The organism is Mycobacterium sp. IDR2000157661 (assembly GCF_022317005.1).
GTDB lineage: Bacteria > Actinomycetota > Actinomycetes > Mycobacteriales > Mycobacteriaceae > Mycobacterium.
In genome coordinates, this window is the sequence record NZ_CP081006.1 from 3,851,235 (window position 1) to 3,867,901 (window position 16,667).

Sequence of the window (16,667 nt, forward strand, 5' to 3'; positions counted from 1 at the left end):
GCCATGTGGGTGCATGTCAACGGGTGGCAGGCTCTACTCGTGAAACCGCCGACGCCCGATCCGGGCCTGGCTCACCTCGCCGACGTCGTGCCGTCGGTGCTCGCCGCGATGGGCGTCGACGGCTTCGAAGGCCGTATCCCCCTGCCCGGAGACGTCGCAGGTGCGTGCGTTCTGCTGATCGACGGCCTTGGCGCCGAACTGCTCGACACCTTCGCCGCCGACGCACCCGTGCTGGCCGGGTTACGCGGGGTGACGCTCACCGTGGGTTTCCCCTCCACCACCGCTGCCGGGCTGGCCGCGATCGGCACTGGCTGCCGGTCCGGCGAGCACGGCCTGGTCGGCTACTCGTTCCGGCTGCCCGACGCCGGTGTGGTCAACGCGCTGCGCTGGCGTCCCCACCCCTGGGGCGACGACCTGCGCGCCTCGGTGCCGCCCGAACAGGTGCAGCCGCTGCCGACGACGTTCGAACGGGCCGCGGCGGCGGGGGTCGCGGTCAGCGTGATCTCCGGCGCCGAGTTCACCGGCTCGGGGCTGACGCGCGCCGTGCTGCGAGGCGGGCGGTACGTCGGCGTGCACGCGCTCGGCGATCTGGCCACCAGGATTCGAGACACGTTACGCGACAACGGTTTCTGCTACGGCTATCACAGCGAGCTCGACATGCTTGGGCACGTGTACGGCCCGGGGTCGACGCCGTGGCGCATGCAGTTGCGCCAGATCGACCGGCTGGTCGAGTCGGTGGTCGAGGCGCTACCTGGCGGCGGCCTGCTCGCCGTCGTCGCCGACCACGGGATGGTCGCCGTCGACGAGGCCGACATCGTCGACATCGATGCCACGCCTGCGCTGCTCGACGGTGTGCAGGCGATCGGCGGGGAACCCCGCGCCCGGCACGCCTATGCAGAGGACGGTGCACGCGACGACGTGCTCGCCGCTTGGCGGTCCACGCTGGGCGATCGGGCGTGGGTGCTGTCGCGCGAGGAGGCGATCGACGGGGGGTGGTTCGGCCGGCCGGTCACCGACGCGGTGCGTACCCGCATCGGTGACGTCGTTACGGCAGCGCGCGGGTCGGCGGCGGTGGTACGGCGAACCGTCGAACCGCTCGAGTCCTCACTGATCGGGCATCACGGGTCCGTGACTTTCGCTGAGCATGCGGTACCGCTGCTCGTTGCCCATCGCTGAGTCTTAGGCGCTCGATTGGGCGAGTGGCTCGTATATCTCTTGGTGCACAGATGTTTTGGATCGGGTTGGTGTCGATCCTGCGGCAAAGCGATTGGCGGGATGACCTATTCGTTACCGGGAATGGACGTCACTACTACTTCGATGAAAATCGATAACAGACAGCGACTTTCGTGAAGTACGCTACTGAAAGACGCGCTTGTGAAGGCCGTCACAGATTTTGGTGGGCTGCAACCGTCTTTGTTAGCGTCCGACCACATGTTTGCTACTGCCATGCTGTTGACGCTCGTCAACCAGGTGTCGGGCACGCCGTACGTCTCGGGTGGAGACTCCCCCGCTGGTACCGACTGCTCCGGCCTGGTGTCCTGGGTGACCAACGCGGCGACCGGCCGCCCTGTCTATGGAGACAGGTTTCACACCGGGAACATCGAAGGTGAACTGCTGGAACGCGGGTTCCAGTACGGCAGCGCGCCCGGCGCCCTGGTGGTTGGCTGGAACAGCGGCCACGCCGCGGTGACCCTGCCCGATGGCACTCCCGTGTCGTCCGGCGAGGGCGGCGGAGTCAAGGTCGGAGGTGGCGGCGCCTTCCAGGACCAGTTCACCAACCACATGTTCCTGCCCGCGCCGCCCGAGCAGCCGCTGGATCCCGCCGCACCGCCTCCGCCGGGTGCTCCCGTGGTGATGATGGCCGGGCACCCTGCACCGCCTCCGGCCCCGCCGATGGCGCCGCCGCCGCCGCCTCCGCCCACTGCGCCGATCGGTGCGCCACCGCCGGCGCCGATGGCCCCGCCGCCGCCTCCGCCGGCCCCACCAGCGCCCGTCCCGCCGCCGCCCGCCTGAGGCGTTCGGAGGTCCGGTTAACCTCTGCGGCGTGATCGTCCTGCTTCCGCCGTCGGAGACCAAGCGGCCCGGCGGCGACGGGCCACCGCTGCGGTTGGCGGCGCTGAGCGTGCCGCAACTCGGGGCGCTGCGGGCTGAACTGGTCGACGAACTGGTCGAACTGGCCGCCGACCCGGCGGCGTGCAGGCGTGCGCTCGGCCTCTCCGCATCGCAGGACGCGGAGATCGACCGAAACGCCGAGTTGCGCAGCGCGCCAACACTCCCGGCGATCCACCGCTACACCGGCGTGCTCTACGACGCGCTTGACGTCGGGTCGCTTCGGGGCGCCGCCGCGGCCCGCGCCCGAGCGCGGCTTGCGGTGGGGTCGGCCCTCTTCGGTCTCCTGCGCGCCGACGACCCGATCCCGGCCTACCGGCTCTCGGCGGCGGCGAAGCTGCCGGGCCGTCCGACGCTGGCGGCGCGGTGGCGACCGGTGCTGGAACCGGTGCTGGCCGAACTGGCTGCCGCCGACCTCGTGGTCGATCTCAGGTCCGGTTCCTATGCGTCACTCGGGCGGCTGGCCGAGGCCGTGCGCGTCGACGTCGTCGCCGAACACGTGGACGGCAGGCGCACCGTGGTGACCCATTTCAACAAGGCGCACAAGGGCCGGCTGGCCCGGGTGCTGGCGACGACGAGGGCCGAGCCCAGCGACGCAGGTGCGGTCACCGCGATCGCCCGCCGCGCCGGGATGCGGGTGGAGCGTCGCGGCGCCGACCTCACCGTCGTGGTGCCCGCCTAAATGGGTGCGACGAAGTCGGTGGTGTAGAACTCCTCCGGCGTCTGGGAGAACGCCGACGGGCGGCTGATGAACAACCATGCCCCGGTCGCGCCCGGTTCGATCGAGTCCTGCAGCGTGACCCGCCCGTTGCCGATGTTGTCGATCTGCATGTGCGTGAGGACCACACCGGGGTCGCCGCCCCAGCACGGTGACGATGACGGCTTGGGGGCCTGGATCAGCCGCACGTCGTAGCGGATATTAGGAATGGCCGTGGCGATCTGGACGTCGGCCGACACCGTCGACCCGTCGGAGCGGATCACGGCCTGCGGCCGGGCGTAGCCGGTGGGGCCGTTCCAGTCGCTCTCGCTGAAGTCGCAGCGCCGCAGCACCTGAGCGAACGGCACGAAGGTGCCGCCGTCGTCCATGTCGGCCGACGCCTCACCCGCGGCCATCGATGGCGCGACCGGGGCCGCGACGGCCAGCGCCGCGGCCAGAGCCAGGAACCGTGTCGTTGCGCGCATGTCTTCGTCCCCGTTCCTCGTCGCCGGCAACCGATGTGCGTACCGGATTGACCACCGTCGTAACGGTAAACCACCGCCGCGCCGTACCGTGGGGACATGACGGTGTTGCCGGACCTGAGCGGCGTGCGCAAGAACCTCGGGCGCAGCCTGTTCGGCATGGTTGCCGGACCCGAGGGGCCGGCCAACCGCGCCCGCATCCACGACACCCCCGGCCCGCGCTGGTTCGCCGAGGACCGGCCGATCCGGCGGGTGCACGCCGACGCCTCGATGTTCGTCGGCGGTCTGCGCGCGCTGTTGCTGCAGTCGCTGCACCCGCTGGCGATGGCCGGTGTCGCCGAGCATTCGGACTACCGCGGCGACCCGTGGGGGCGGCTGCAGCGGACCAGCACCTTCCTCGCCGTGACCACGTTCGGCCCGGCCGATGATGCACAGCGTGCGGTCGACCGGGTGCGCGGTATTCACCGCCGTGTCCACGGAACGGCGCCCGACGGCAGGCCCTACCGCGCCTCGGACCCGCACCTGCTCGAGTGGGTGCACATCGCCGAGGTCGACAGCTTCCTGATGGCCCACCGTCTCTACGGTGCGGTGCCGCTCGACCAGGCCGGCCGCGACGCCTACGTCGCCGACACGGCCCGCGTCGCCGCCGCCCTGGGTGTCGTCGAGCCGCCGCGCACCGAGGCCGAACTGGCCGAACGCATCGAACGGTTCCGGCCCGAACTGGCGGGCACCGCGGCCGCCCGCGACGCCGCCCGGTTCCTGCTGCTGACGCCCCCGCTGCCGGTCGCGGCCAGGGCGCCCTACGGGGTGCTCGCGGCGACCGCGGTGGCGATGCTGCCCGCGTGGGCGCGCACGCCGCTGCTGCTGCCGTACTTTCCGCCGATCGAGTCGACGGTCATCCGGATGTCGGGCCGCGTGCTCGTGGGCGGCATCCGCTGGGCGATGACCGCGCGGGACTAGTCGCGGCAGTCGACGACGGCGTAGGCGCCGTCGGCGTACCGCGACCGGATGACCTTCTTGTCGAACTTGCCGACGCTGGTCTTGGGCACCTCGTCAACGAAGGCCCAGCGCTCGGGAAGCCAGAACCGAGCGACGCGGTCACGCAGGTGTGCCCGGATCTCCTGTGCGGTCACCGAGCTGTTCTGAGCGACGACAACCGCGGCCAGCGGGCGCTCCTGCCAGCGTTCGTCGGGGACACCCACCACGGCCGCCTCGAACACCGCGGGGTGTTCCATGATGGCGAGTTCGAGTTCCACCGACGAGATCCACTCGCCGCCGGACTTGATGACGTCCTTGGCGCGGTCGGTGAGCGTGATGAAGCCCTGCGGGTCGATTCTGCCGACGTCGCCGGTGCGCAACCACCCGTCGTCGAACTTGTCGGCGTCGGCGTTGCAGTAGTAGGAACCGGTGATCCACGGCCCGCGAATCTCTATCTCGCCGACGGCTTTTCCGTCGCTGGGCAGCACGGTGCCGTCATCGGCGACGATGCGGATCTCGACTCCGCACAGCACCCGGCCCGCCGAGGCCCGCAGCGTCCAGTGATCGGCGCCGGTGACCTCCGGAGGTGGGGTGGCGATGGCGGCCAGCGGCGAGGTCTCGGTCATGCCCCAGCCCTGGCGGATCACCACGCCGTGATGCTCCTGGTATTCCTTCATCATGCCCAGCGGTACGGCCGAACCGCCGCAGCACACCGTCCGCAGGGAGGAGATGTCGCGGTCGGGATTGGCGTTTAGGTACTTCAGGACGTCATTCCAGATTGTGGGCACCGCGGCCGCCACGGTCGGCCGGTGCCGTTCGATCATGTCCACCAGTGGCGCGGCCGCCAGGAAGCGGTCGGGCAGCAGCAGATCGGCGCCTGCCATCATCGCGGCGTACGGTTGGCCCCACGCGTTGGCGTGGAACATCGGCACCACCGGCAGCACCCGGTCCCCGTCGACGAGGCCGATGTTGTTCGCCGCGCACACCGCCATCGAGTGCAGATAGCTCGACCGGTGGCTGTAGACGATGCCCTTCGGATTTCCCGTGGTGCCGCTCGTGTAACACATTGCGGCCGCGCTCTTCTCGTCCAATTCCGGCCAGTCGTATACAGGTGGCTGCCCGTCGAGCAGTTCCTCGTAGCGGAGCACGGTTTGACCCGCGGCGGTGAGTGGATCCACATCGCCGTCGCCGACGGCCACCACGGTGTGCACCGCGGTCAGCTCGGCCAGTATCGGCACGAGCAGGGCTGCCAGCGACATGTCAACCAGCACAACGGAATCCTGCGCCTGGTTCGCGATGAACGCGACCTGGTCCGCGGCCAGCCTGATGTTCAGCGTGTGCAGCACCGCCCCCATGCAGGGCGCGGCGAAGTATGCCTCCAGGTGTTCCTGGTTGTTCCACATGAACGTGGCGACGCGGTCCCCGGGGCGCACGCCGAGCTCGCGCAGTCCGTGCGCCAGGCGGGCGATGCGGCTGCCGAGTTCGCCGTAGCCGATCTCGCGGTGGCCGTCGGCGGTCGCGGTGATCGCCTTGCGGCTCGAATGCCAACCGGTGCCGTGTCGCAGGATGCCGGTCACCGTCAACGGGAAGTCCTGCATCGTGCTGTCCATGAACATCTCCCAGGCGCCGAGTGGATAGCGCAATGATGGTCGAAGCGCGGTTCCGCCGGACGGGAAACGGGACAAGGATTCCGAGGCGCCGATACCATCTGCTGCCATGGGCTATCCCGGCTACGCCGAGCCGCCGCCGCCCAAGCCCCCGGTATCCGGTGCGGACATCGCGGTTTCGGTCATCGTGCTGGTGCTGACCGCGCTCATGATCGCGGCAGGCGCGGTGCTGGGCCTGTTCTCTCTGGCGTTCCTCGATCACTGTCCGCCCGAGAGCTGCAGCGAACAGGGCGCCGTCAACGCGGTGTTCAACGCCCTCATCGCCGCGGTGGTCATCGGGGTGGCGGGACTGATCGCCACGATCGTCCAGTTGGTGCGGCGCCGACGAGGCTGGCCGCCGGCGGTGACGACGCTGCTGCTCTGCGTTGTCGCGTTCTTCATCGGTGGTCTCGCCTACAGCATGGCGGTCAGCTGAAAGCAGCCACCCGACCGCCGCGGTGGCCTACCGTTTTCGATGTGGAAGCACACCGGACAGACGCGCGATAGGAACTGGCACATGCTCCGTGACATCCGGGAACTGATCGATTCGCCCGAGGAGTACGCCGAGGAGCTGCGCAGGCGCTGGGGCGGACTGCTCAGCTACCGCTACATCGGCCGCAGTTACGCGTCGATGGACCTGGTGCCCGACGACAACACGGTCACGCTGCGTCGCGACATGCGCAACGCCTCGGGCGGTCTGCTGTTCGCGGTGCTGGGCATCTCGGCGCCGGAAAGCGGCCACATGTCGGACCTGGAAGCCGTGCCCAACCCGGTGATCCACTCCTGCCAGATCCTCGACCCGGGCCGCGACGTGCGTCGCATCGAGGTGGTGTCCGAGGAACTCAAGGTCGGCAGGCAGATGGGATACAGCCGGGCCAAGATCGTCGACGCCGATCAACCCTCCCGCGTCCTGGCGCTGATCGAGGGACAGGGCGTCAGCATCGGCGTACCGCCCGACGGGCTGCAACGGATGGAGGCCAATCCGCTACCGATCGTCGACTCCCCCGATCTGCCGCCGCTCTGGCAGGTGTTCGGCGGCCACCGCCGACCCGACGGCAACTGGGGGCTGCCACCCTTGGCCGCCGAAGTCGCCTCGCCCGACGCGGCGCTGCACGTCGGTCCGCAGTTCGTGATACTCGAGGCCGCCGCGACCGACGCCGCGACCACCCTGGCCGGGACGGACCGGCTGCAGGGTGCGTCGTGTCACGTGATGTTCCTGGGGCGCGGCAAGGCGGGGCCGTTCCGGGTGGAGGCCGAACCCCTGACGGGGGCCGACGGCGCCGTGGCCGTGCGGGTGGTGATGTACGACGAAGGCGCGGGCGACCGTCGCACCACAGCGGGATCCTATGTGTTCCGCGAGGTATAGCGGCGAACGCCGGTCACCGCACATGAGACACTTTCGGCATGGTTGTCGCAATCGCCCGTCCCAAGCTCGAAGGCAACGTCGCCGTGGGGGAAGACCGGCAGATCGGCTTCGCCGAGTTCGGTGATCCCCAAGGCCGTGCCATCTTCTGGCTACACGGCACCCCCGGTGCCCGCCGTCAGATTCCGATGGAGGCTCGCGTGTACGCCGAGAAGGCGAACATCAGGCTCATCGGGATCGACCGGCCGGGCATCGGGTCGTCGACACCGCACCGCTATGACACCGTCGTCGCCTTCGCCGATGACCTGCGCACGATTGCCGACACCTTGGGCATCGACAAGATGGTTGTCGTCGGCCTGTCCGGCGGCGGGCCGTACAGCCTGGCGTGCGCGGCGGCGCTGGCGGATCGGGTCGTGGCGGCCGGCGTCATCGGCGGTGTGGCACCGACGGTCGGGTCGGATGCCATCACCGGTGGGCTGATGGGCAACCTCGGCATGCGCGTCGCGCCGCTGCTGCAGCTCGCGGGAACGCCGATCGGGCTGGTCGCGTCGGCGCTCATCCGGCTCATCAAGCCGGTCGCCTCTCCGGCGGCCGACCTGTACGGCCGGGTGTCACCGGAGGCCGACCGCCGGCTGCTGGCCCGCCCGGAGATCAAGGCGATGTTCCTCGACGACCTGCTCAACGGCAGCCGCAAACAGTTGGCGGCGCCGTTCAACGACATCGTCGTGTTCGCCCGCGACTGGGGTTTCCGGCTCGACGAGATCACGGTGCCGGTCCGCTGGTGGCACGGCGACGCCGACCACATCGTGCCCTACGCCCACGGCCAGCATGTCGTGGCGAAGCTGGCCGACGCCGAGCTGTACCCGATGCCGGGCGAGAGTCATCTCGCCGGGCTGGGCCGCGCGGAGGAGATCCTGCAGACGATGCTCAAGGTCTGGGACGAGTACGACGGGGCCGCGGCGAAATAGGGTTCCGGTACATTCCAGCCGCCGAAACCAGGTCGGAACTCTGATCTCGCGCTAGGCCCGATGACCCGGCTCGTCAGCGCTTCAGCCAGCCGGCAACGGTGCTCAGGTCGCGGCTGTAGGCCATCAGGGTGTCGTCGTGGTACAGCGCTCCCCCGCTGATCGCGTCGGATCCACGCCAGACCACGTGCACCCGCACGGGAGTGCGCGTGTAGTAGTCGGTGCGGTCGGCGTCTCTGCGGTGCCAGCCGGCCTCTACGGCGCGTTCGGACAGCTCTTCGCGCGCGTTTGCCGTCATCACGTGTTCCTCCTGTGTCGCACGGGTACGTTATCGGATCGGGGTTGCGCCGGTGCGGGAGGGATCGTGAGCGTTCGGCAGGCCGCGACGGTGGGTGTCGAGGAGGAGTTCTTCCTCGTCGACCCGGTGCACCGCACCCCGCAACCACGCAGCGGCGAGGTCATCGGCCGCATTCCCGGTGAGGTCGCCGACCTGGTGTCCGGCGAGTTCACGCTGCACCAACTGGAGGTCAGGACTACTCCGTGCCTCGACGCCGATCAGCTGCGCGCCGATCTGCTCCGCATGCGCGCCGCCGCCAACGCAGCCGCGGCCGCCGAAGGGTTGCGCCTGTGCGCCACGGGTACGCCGGTGCTGGCCGGCCGACCCGCCGCGGTGAGCGGCGACCACCCCCGTTACCGCGCCGGCGTCGCGCAGTACCGGGCGATGCTCGATGACTTCGCCGTGTGCTCGGCGCACATCCACGTGCATCTGCCCGACCGCGAGCTGGCGATTCGGGTCAGCAACCGGCTCAGGCCCTGGCTGCCGATACTCGTTGCGCTGAGCGCGAATTCGCCGTTCGACCACGGTGTCGACACCGGCTACGCCGACTGGCGGGCGGTCATCAGGAGCCGTTTCCCCTGCCTTGGCCCACCGCCGTACGCCGAATCGGTGCGCCACTACGAGCAGCTTGCCACCGGGATCGCCGACTCGGGCGCCATGCTCGATGCGGCCATGCCGTTCTGGGACATCCGGCTCAATCCTCATCTGCCGACGTTGGAGATCCGCACCATGGACGTGCAGGCCGACGTCGAGGACACCGTCGCGCTCGCGCTGTTGGTCAGGGCGCTGGTGATGACCGCCGCGGCAGCCGCCGCGCGCACGGGTGACGCGGGGCCGGTGGTGAACAGCGAGCTGCTGCGGGCGGCGTACTGGCGGGCCGCGCGTGACGGCTGGTCGGGCTGCGGCCTCGATGTGTTGACGGGCCGCCTGCTGCCGTCGGCCGTGCAGGCAAGGCAGCTGCTCGACCACATCGGTCCGGCGCTGGCCGAGCACGCGGACACCGCGACGGTGACCGCGTTCATCGACCGACTCTTCGCGCGGGGCACGGGCGCGGACGTTCAGCGCGCGTCGGCCGCACGGCGCGGCCTGCTCACCGACGTCGTCGACGACCTGATGGCGACGACGGCGCGAACGTGACGACCAGAACGTCGCGCCGGGCGGGGCGCGAGGGGTCGAGGGGGTGGATGGGCGACACCCCGTGCAGGCTGCGGCGGTCGTCGCCCAGCAGCAGGGTGCCCGGCTCGTCGAGGATGACCGACAGCAGGTGAGCGCCTGCCATGTCGTAGACCGAACTTTCGCCGCCCTCGGCGTTGTCGCGGCCGATGAGCAGCGAGGTCACCAGCGTGACGCCGTCGCGGTGCAGCCCCTCGGGTGTGGGCTTTCCTGTGTCGTCGGCCGACGCGAGCACCCGGAAGGGGGTGACCTTGACGCTCCACCGGGCGGCGTCGTCGAGCAGCACTGCGAACTCAGCGAGCAGGCTCAGGTAGTCGCGCAGCAGCGGCTCGGCGGCGAAGGCGTCGGTGAGCGGTTCGAAGTGACGTTCCCGGCCGACGTAGAGCGGGTTGGAGTCCTCGGGCTGGACGAACGCGTCGTGCGTCATCGGCTCGATGTGCCCGTCGCCGGGAGTGAACAGATAGTGGCCGTAACGCCGCAGGCGCTTGGTGCCCAGCTCCGCGGCGTAGGTGTCATCGGCCAGCTGATCCCAGTGCCTGCCGAACTCGGTCCAGGCCTGCGGGTCGGCGCCGAGGCGCGCGTTGAGTTCGGCCGGGGCCATCAGATACGTGCCGACCGTCGTCAATGGGTGGTGCGCGACTGTCATGGTCGGCGGGGATACCCACCGGGCCGCGGCTTAAAAGTGCCGACTGATCAGCCCAGTGCCCCCCTCAGCAGGTGCATCGCGATGGTAGTCGACCGGTCGCGGACGTCGGCGCGGTTGCCGGGTATCCGGACGGTCCTGGTGACGGTGGGGCCGTCGGTGCGCTTGACGCTGAAACACACGGTGCCGACGGGCTTCTCGGCCGTGCCGCCGCCGGGGCCCGCAATGCCGGTGATCGCGACCGCCGTGTCGGCCCCGAACCGGAGCAGGGCGCCGTCGGCCATCGCCTCGGCGACGGGCTCGGACACCGCGCCGTGGGTGTCGATCAGGTCGGCGTCGACGCCGAGAACCTCGGACTTCGCCTCGTTGGCGTAGGCCACGACCGCACCGGTGACGTAGGCCGACGACCCCGCCAGGTCGGTCAGCCGGGCGGCCAGCAGGCCGCCGGTGCAGGACTCCGCGGTGGCGATGCGGCGACCGGCGAGCAGCGCGGCCACCTGGTCGTCGACCCGCGACCCGTCCTCGGAGAAGATCTCCGCGCCGTGGCGCTCCCGCAGCAGCGCCGTCAGCTGCCCATACGCGTCGGCGGCGTCGGGTTCGTAGCGCGTCACGACCTCCACCTCGCCCCGCCGAAGGCACGTGGTGATCTCCAGCCGGTCGAAGCCGGCGATGGTCCGCTCGGCGTCGCGCAGCGTGTCTGCCAGTGCGGACTCGGGCAGCCCGAACATCAACACCATCTCCTGGCGGTAGACGGTGCGGCCGGCGATCGCCTGCTGCACGGCGGAGGCCTGCAGCGCGCGCGGCCACATCGGCTGCAGCTCGCGCGGCGGGCCGGGCAGCACCACGACCGTCGGCGGGCCGGCCACCACTACACCGGGCGCCGTGCCGACGGGATCGAGGACGTGCGCGCCCTCGGGCACCATGGCCTGCTTGCGGTTCGACGCGCGCACGGCCTCGGCGTCGACGTGGGGGAAGCGTGCCATCAGGCGGGCCACGATGTCGCCGATCATCTCCTCGAGCCGGTTGTCCAACACCAGGTCTCGCCCCATGAACCGGGCGACGGTCTGCACGGTGAGGTCGTCGGCGGTCGGCCCGAGCCCACCGGTGGTGACGATCAGGTCGACGCCTTCGTCGGCGAGGAACCTCAGCTGGGCCTCGATGTCACCGGGCCGGTCACCACAGATCGTGATGTGCGCAAGGTCGACGCCCAGCTCGAGGAGTCGGTCGGCCACCCACGGCCCGTTGAGGTCCTGGACCCGGCCGGTGAGGACCTCGGTTCCGGTGACGACGATGCCCGCGCGTGCGCTCACGAGCTACGACACTACGCATCCGGCACGACGACGTGGTGCCCCGGTAATGTCGTTACCCATGACTGCGCCGAAGTCGCTTCGCGAGTTGTTCGATCAGCTCGGGCTGACCGAGGTGCCCGGCGACGACGGCACCGTCGTGATGGAGATGCCCGTCGACGAGCGGACCGTCAACACCGCGGGTGGTTTGCAGGGGGGCCTGGTCGCCACGATGGCAGATGTCACCGCCGGTCAACTCGCGGCGCGAGCCACCCCGTTCGGCCACGCGATCGCCACCACGGACCTGTTCATCCGCTATCTGCGGCCCATCAAAGTCGGGCCTGCGCGTGCGGTCGCCCGGATCCTGCGGACGGGCAAGCGCTCAGTGGTGGTGCAGGTCGACATCTACCGCGCCAACGACGACGAGATCGGCGCGACCGCGACCGTCAACTTCGCCGCCGTCGACTGAAGCGGCGAGCGGCTACCTGTGCGGGACGTCGTTGGTCAGACCGCCGTCCATGACGTACTCCGCGCCGGTCGAGTAGCGGGACTCGTCGCTGGCCAGGAAGACCACGAACGTCGCGACCTCCTCCGGTTGACCCGGCCGCCCGAGGGGGATGCGCAGCATGTTATCGGGGAAGTGCTTGGTCATCGGGGTGCGGATGAACCCGGGGTGCACGGAGTTGACGCGGATGTTGTGCGGCCCGAGTTCGAGCGCCGCCGACTTCGTCAGCCCGCGCACCGCCCACTTCGACGCGACGTACGGGTGCACCATCACCGCGCCGCGCAGGCCCTCGATCGACGAGATGTTGATGATCGACCCGCCGCCTGCGGCCTTCATCGCCTCGACGGAATGCTGCATGCCGAGGAAGGTGCCGGTGAGGTTGACGTCGATGACCTTCTGCCACTTGGCCATGTCGAACTGGCCGATCTGGCCCAGCGCCACCGTGCCCGCGTTGTTGACCAACACGTTGAGCTTGCCGAAGTCGTTGACCGCGGTGGCCACGGCGGCCTCCCACTGGTCGGCCTGCGTGACGTCGAGGTGCACGTAGCGGGCCGACTCGCCGATCTCGTCGGCCAGCGCCTTGCCCTTGTCGTCGAGGATGTCGCCGATCACCACCTTGGCGCCCTCGGCGACCAGTGCCCGGGCGTCGGCGGCGCCCATCCCCTGCGCGCCGCCACTGATCAGTGCCACCTTGTCGTCCACGCGTCCCATGGGGCGTCAGGCTACCGCACCGCATCAGCGAACTAGAACCTGTTCCAATTTGGGTACGCACCACGCATACTGCTGGCCATGGCTATTCGCGTCGCGCTCGTGGGAACCGGCAACTGCGGCAGTCTCGCGCTGCGTCAACTCATCACCGATGCGCGATTCGAGCTTGTCGGTGTGGGGGTGTCGTCGGACGCGAAGGTCGGCAAGGACGCCGGCGAGTTGGCCCGGCTCGACGTGACCACGGGGGTCACCGCGGGCAACGACCTCGACGCGATCATCGCGGCCAAGCCCGACTGTGTCGTCTACTGCGCGATGGGCGACACTCGGCTGCCCGAGGCGATGGCCGACGTCCGGCGCATCCTCGCGGCAGGCATCGATGTCGTCGGCTCGGCGCTCGGTGTCCTGCAGTACCCGTGGGGCGTGATCCCCGACAAGTACATCCAGCGGGTCGAAGAGGCTGCGCAAGAAGGCGATTCGACGGTGTTCATGACGGGCGTCGACCCGGGCTTCGTGACGGACCTGCTGCCGCTCGCCCTGGCGGGCACGTGCCAAAGCGTCCAGCACATCCGCACCATGGAGATCGCCGACTACGCCACCTACGACGGGGCGACGGTGATGTTCGACGTGATGGGCTTCGGCCGGAAGGTCGGGGAACCGGGTGACCTGCCGATGCTGTATCAGCCCGGCGTGCTGAGCATCGCCTGGGGCACGGCCATCCGCCAGCTCGCCGCCGGCCTCGGTGTCGAACTCGACGAGATCCGCGATTCCGTGGAGCAGGAACCCGCCCCCGAGGACTTCGACGTCGCCGTCGGCACCATCAAGAAGGGCACGATGGCCGCGGTGCGGTTTCTGATCGAAGGGATGGTCAACGGCGATCCGGTGATCGTCGTCGAACACGTGACGCGGCTGCGCGGCGACCTGCGGCCGGACTGGGCGCAGCCCGCGCAGCCCGGGGGCTCCTACCGGGTCGAGATCGTCGGTGAACCCTCCTACACCATGGACATCTGCCCGACGAGCCGCAACGGTGACCACAACTACGCCGCGATCCTGGCTGCGGCGGGCCGCATCGTCAACGCGATTCCCGACGTCGTGGCCGCGCCCGCAGGCATCCGCACCACGCTGGACATGCCGCTCGCCACCGGGAAGGGTGTGTACTCCGCTCAGTAGGCTGGAGCGCGTCATGGATGCGCAACCCGCAGCAGCCGATCCGATCGCCGAGATCGCCGCCAGCCCCCCGGGGCCGCATGTGGGTGCGTTCTTCGACCTCGACGGGACGCTGGTCGACGGGTTCACCGCCACCCATCACGCCGCCGACCGGATCCGCCGCAGGCAGGCGCGCATCGGCGAGGTGCTCGGCGTGGTCGAGGCGTCGGTGCGATACCGCCTGGGCCGCATGCAGTTCGAGCGGCTGCTGACCCGGGCGGCCGGCTACCTGCACGGCGAGTCGCTCGCCGAACTCGACGAGTTGGGCGAACGCATCTTCATCGAACGGGTAGCAGCGCGCGTGTTTCCCGTCATGCACGAGATCGTGCAGGCGCATCAGGACCGCGGGCACACCGTGGTGCTCAGCAGCTCGGCGCTGACCATTCACGCCGAACCGGTGGCCCGGTTCACCGGGATCACCGAGGTGCTGTGCAACCACTTCGAGGTCGACGACGCCGGGCGGCTCACCGGCCGGATCGCCAGGCCGGTGATCTGGGGACGCAACAAGTCCAGCGCCGTTCAGCGCTTCTGTGAGGCCAATGACGTTGGGCTGCAACACAGTTACTTCTACGCCGATGGTGACGAAGACGCGGCGCTGATGGTGCTGGTCGGCAACCCACGGCCGGTGAACCCGCGACCGGCACTGGCGGCGATGGCCGCCGAACACGGGTGGCCGGTGCTGCGGGTCCAGGGTTCGGGCAACCGTAGACGGGTGTCGTTGCGCCGGCTCATCGGCTACGACTGAGGCGCGAGGTGAAGCGGGGACCCGAATAGCCGTCGAGCCCCCTACTTGCCCCGACGGCACCTCCGGGTACTAAACTAGAACACGTTTCAATTCGTGAGCGGCCCACCAAGGAGCAGGCATGCGCACCCCCATCTGCGACGACCTCAACATCGAGTATCCGATCTTCGCGTTCACCCACTGCCGGGACGTGGTGGTCGCTGTGAGCAAGGCCGGCGGCTTCGGCGTGCTCGGCGCGGTCGGTTACACCCCCGAGCAACTCGAGATCGAGTTGAAGTGGATCGACCAGAACATCGGCGACCACCCATACGGCGTCGACATCGTCATCCCGAACAAGTACGAGGGCATGGACGCCACCGACCTGGAGCCCGAGGTCCTCAAGAAGCAGCTCAACGCGCTGGTGCCGCAGGAGCACATCGACTTCGCCAAGAAGATCCTCGCCGACCACGGCGTGCCGGTCGACCACAGCGACGACGACGCGCTTCAGCTCCTGGGCTGGACCGAGGCGACCGCGACGCCGCAGGTCGAGGTGGCGCTGCAGCATCCGAAGTGCACGCTGATCGCCAACGCGCTCGGCACGCCGCCCGCGGACATGATCTCCCACATCCACGCCGAGGGGCGCAAGGTCGCGGCGCTGTGCGGTTCGCCGTCGCAGGCACGCAAGCACGCCGACGCCGGCGTCGACATCATCATCGCCCAGGGCGGCGAGGCGGGCGGGCACTGCGGCGAGGTCGGCTCGATCGTGTTGTGGCCGCAGGTCGTCAAGGAGGTCGCGCCGGTGCCGGTGCTCGCCGCGGGCGGAATCGGCAGCGGCCAGCAGATCGCGGCGGCGCTGGCGCTCGGCGCCCAGGGCGCGTGGACCGGATCGCAGTGGGTGATGGTCGAGGAGTCCGAGCACACCCCGGTGCAGCACGCGGCCTACGCCAAGGCGTCGAGCCGCGACACCGTGCGCAGCCGCTCGTTCACCGGCAAGCCGGCGCGGATGCTGCGCAACGACTGGACCGAGGCGTGGGAGAACCCGGACAACCCACAGCCGCTGGGAATGCCGTTGCAGTACATGGTTTCCGGGATGGCGGTCGCCGCGACGCACAAGTATCCCAACGAGTCCGTCGACGTCGCTTTCAACCCGATCGGTCAGGTCGTGGGCCAGTTCACCAAGGTCGAGAAGACCTCCGCGGTGATCGAGCGCTGGGTGCAGGAGTACCTCGAGGCGACCGGCAGGCTCGACGCGATCAACGAGGCGGCGTCTGTCTGACCTGCAAGGCGTCGTCCGGTTGACCGGAGCCGCCTGCGCCGGCTTTCTCATCGCCGTGCTGTGGATGGACCTGATCTTCGACAGTCAGGTCCGATCCCACCGTAGGTCCGGCGAGCTTCCGGAACCGGTGCTCGCCTCCATCGCGGGCTACTACCGCCGGGCGACGACGGCGGCGCGGCCGATGAACTATCTGGTCGCGGCCGTGATGGTGCTCCTCTTGTCGGTCGTGGTGATTCGGTGGGTCGACGCTCCAGGCTGGCCACTGGTGATCCCATCGCTGTTGGCCGGTGCGCCGATTCTGCTGGCGGCGGTGCGCACCGTGCCGAGCGCCAAGCGACTCGGCAGCCGCGTCGACAGCGCCGCCGCCCAGTCGTTCCTGGCCCGCGGGGTGTTCCGCGACCATCTGCTTTGCCTGGCGGCCATGACGACGTTCCTGGTCGTCTGGATCGCCCACTACTGACCCCACGCCGCCTGACTCATCAGCCCCGCCGAATATGAGCTCGTGCTCGGGAACCGGGCCTGAAGTCGCGCTCAAGCTCAGTTTCGACGAGGGGCTAGCGCCCGGTCCACGCGTT

19 protein-coding genes are annotated in these 16,667 nt (G+C 69.6%); 13 read left to right on the plus strand and 6 right to left on the minus strand.

Annotated features, from left to right (window positions below; genetic code table 11):
- The first annotated feature begins 39 nt into the window (after positions 1–39).
- The 3 genes from K3G64_RS19775 to yaaA all read left to right on the plus strand — a co-directional run bounded on the left by K3G64_RS19775 (position 40) and on the right by yaaA (position 2,791).
- Positions 40–1,176 (plus strand): alkaline phosphatase family protein, encoded by a 1,137-nt coding sequence (locus tag K3G64_RS19775; RefSeq protein WP_238886713.1) that lies wholly within the window; start codon positions 40–42, stop codon positions 1,174–1,176.
- 255 nt (positions 1,177–1,431) lie between these two features.
- Positions 1,432–2,013, plus strand: a complete 582-nt coding sequence (locus tag K3G64_RS19780; protein ID WP_238886715.1) for a C40 family peptidase — start codon at positions 1,432–1,434, stop codon at positions 2,011–2,013.
- A gap of 31 nt (positions 2,014–2,044) precedes the next feature.
- Positions 2,045–2,791 carry a peroxide stress protein YaaA gene (gene yaaA, locus K3G64_RS19785; RefSeq protein ID WP_238886717.1) on the plus strand — a complete coding sequence of 249 codons (747 nt, stop codon included), beginning with the start codon at positions 2,045–2,047 and terminating at the stop codon, positions 2,789–2,791.
- Here yaaA and K3G64_RS19790 read toward each other — a convergent pair.
- Complete coding sequence (locus K3G64_RS19790) at positions 2,788–3,291, minus strand: hypothetical protein (protein ID WP_238886719.1); 504 nt, start codon at positions 3,289–3,291, stop codon at positions 2,788–2,790. The two genes, yaaA and K3G64_RS19790, sit on opposite strands and share 4 nt — an antisense overlap.
- Before the next feature lie 96 nt (positions 3,292–3,387).
- On the opposite strand from K3G64_RS19790, the gene K3G64_RS19795 reads away from it, so the two are divergent.
- Complete coding sequence (locus tag K3G64_RS19795; RefSeq protein ID WP_238886720.1) at positions 3,388–4,248, plus strand: oxygenase MpaB family protein; 861 nt, start codon at positions 3,388–3,390, stop codon at positions 4,246–4,248.
- Here the strand turns inward: K3G64_RS19795 and K3G64_RS19800 are convergent.
- The gene (locus K3G64_RS19800; protein ID WP_238950842.1) at positions 4,245–5,876 is read right to left on the minus strand and encodes a fatty acid--CoA ligase; all 1,632 of its coding nucleotides are present in this window, start codon (positions 5,874–5,876) and stop codon (positions 4,245–4,247) included. The two genes, K3G64_RS19795 and K3G64_RS19800, sit on opposite strands and share 4 nt — an antisense overlap.
- 106 nt (positions 5,877–5,982) lie before the next feature.
- Here K3G64_RS19800 and K3G64_RS19805 point away from each other — a divergent pair, with 106 nt between their 5' ends.
- The 3 genes from K3G64_RS19805 to K3G64_RS19815 all read left to right on the plus strand — a co-directional run bounded on the left by K3G64_RS19805 (position 5,983) and on the right by K3G64_RS19815 (position 8,243).
- On the plus strand, positions 5,983–6,348 hold the full coding sequence (locus K3G64_RS19805) for a hypothetical protein (protein ID WP_238886721.1): 366 nt from the start codon (positions 5,983–5,985) through the stop codon (positions 6,346–6,348).
- Positions 6,349–6,429: 81 nt separating this feature from the next.
- A complete protein-coding gene (locus K3G64_RS19810) occupies positions 6,430–7,278 on the plus strand; it encodes a hypothetical protein (RefSeq protein ID WP_238886722.1) in 849 nt (282 codons plus the stop codon).
- 38 nt (positions 7,279–7,316) lie between these two features.
- On the plus strand, positions 7,317–8,243 hold the full coding sequence (locus K3G64_RS19815) for an alpha/beta fold hydrolase (RefSeq protein ID WP_238886723.1): 927 nt from the start codon (positions 7,317–7,319) through the stop codon (positions 8,241–8,243).
- A gap of 73 nt (positions 8,244–8,316) precedes the next feature.
- Here K3G64_RS19815 and K3G64_RS19820 read toward each other — a convergent pair whose 3' ends face one another.
- The gene (locus tag K3G64_RS19820) at positions 8,317–8,538 is read right to left on the minus strand and encodes a hypothetical protein (protein WP_238886724.1); all 222 of its coding nucleotides are present in this window, start codon (positions 8,536–8,538) and stop codon (positions 8,317–8,319) included.
- 66 nt (positions 8,539–8,604) lie between these two features.
- Here K3G64_RS19820 and K3G64_RS19825 point away from each other — a divergent pair, with 66 nt between their 5' ends.
- Positions 8,605–9,714 carry a carboxylate-amine ligase gene (locus K3G64_RS19825; protein WP_238886725.1) on the plus strand — a complete coding sequence of 370 codons (1,110 nt, stop codon included), beginning with the start codon at positions 8,605–8,607 and terminating at the stop codon, positions 9,712–9,714.
- On the opposite strand, the gene K3G64_RS19830 is transcribed toward K3G64_RS19825, so the two are convergent.
- Entirely contained in the window at positions 9,668–10,396 is a 729-nt protein-coding gene (locus K3G64_RS19830) for a 2OG-Fe dioxygenase family protein (protein ID WP_238886727.1), read from the minus strand. The genes K3G64_RS19825 and K3G64_RS19830 overlap by 47 nt on opposite strands.
- A 47-nt stretch (positions 10,397–10,443) precedes the next feature.
- On the minus strand, positions 10,444–11,703 hold the full coding sequence (locus K3G64_RS19835) for a competence/damage-inducible protein A (RefSeq protein ID WP_238886728.1): 1,260 nt from the start codon (positions 11,701–11,703) through the stop codon (positions 10,444–10,446).
- Positions 11,704–11,761: 58 nt separating this feature from the next.
- Here K3G64_RS19835 and K3G64_RS19840 point away from each other — a divergent pair, with 58 nt between their 5' ends.
- Entirely contained in the window at positions 11,762–12,148 is a 387-nt protein-coding gene (locus K3G64_RS19840; RefSeq protein WP_238886730.1) for a PaaI family thioesterase, read from the plus strand.
- Between the two features lie 12 nt (positions 12,149–12,160).
- Here the strand turns inward: K3G64_RS19840 and K3G64_RS19845 are convergent, their stop codons facing one another.
- Complete coding sequence (locus tag K3G64_RS19845) at positions 12,161–12,895, minus strand: glucose 1-dehydrogenase (protein ID WP_238886732.1); 735 nt, start codon at positions 12,893–12,895, stop codon at positions 12,161–12,163.
- Between the two features lie 78 nt (positions 12,896–12,973).
- Here K3G64_RS19845 and K3G64_RS19850 point away from each other — a divergent pair, with 78 nt between their 5' ends.
- From K3G64_RS19850 to K3G64_RS19865, 4 genes are all read left to right on the plus strand, one after another.
- Positions 12,974–14,059 (plus strand): NAD(P)H-dependent amine dehydrogenase family protein, encoded by a 1,086-nt coding sequence (locus K3G64_RS19850; RefSeq protein ID WP_238886733.1) that lies wholly within the window; start codon positions 12,974–12,976, stop codon positions 14,057–14,059.
- A 13-nt stretch (positions 14,060–14,072) separates the two neighbouring features.
- Positions 14,073–14,840: an HAD family hydrolase gene (locus K3G64_RS19855; RefSeq protein WP_238886735.1), complete on the plus strand. Its 768-nt coding sequence runs from the start codon at positions 14,073–14,075 to the stop codon at positions 14,838–14,840.
- Between the two features lie 118 nt (positions 14,841–14,958).
- Entirely contained in the window at positions 14,959–16,092 is a 1,134-nt protein-coding gene (locus K3G64_RS19860; protein ID WP_238886736.1) for a nitronate monooxygenase, read from the plus strand.
- A 19-nt stretch (positions 16,093–16,111) separates the two neighbouring features.
- Complete coding sequence (locus K3G64_RS19865; protein WP_238886737.1) at positions 16,112–16,552, plus strand: hypothetical protein; 441 nt, start codon at positions 16,112–16,114, stop codon at positions 16,550–16,552.
- Positions 16,553–16,667 lie beyond the last annotated feature (115 nt).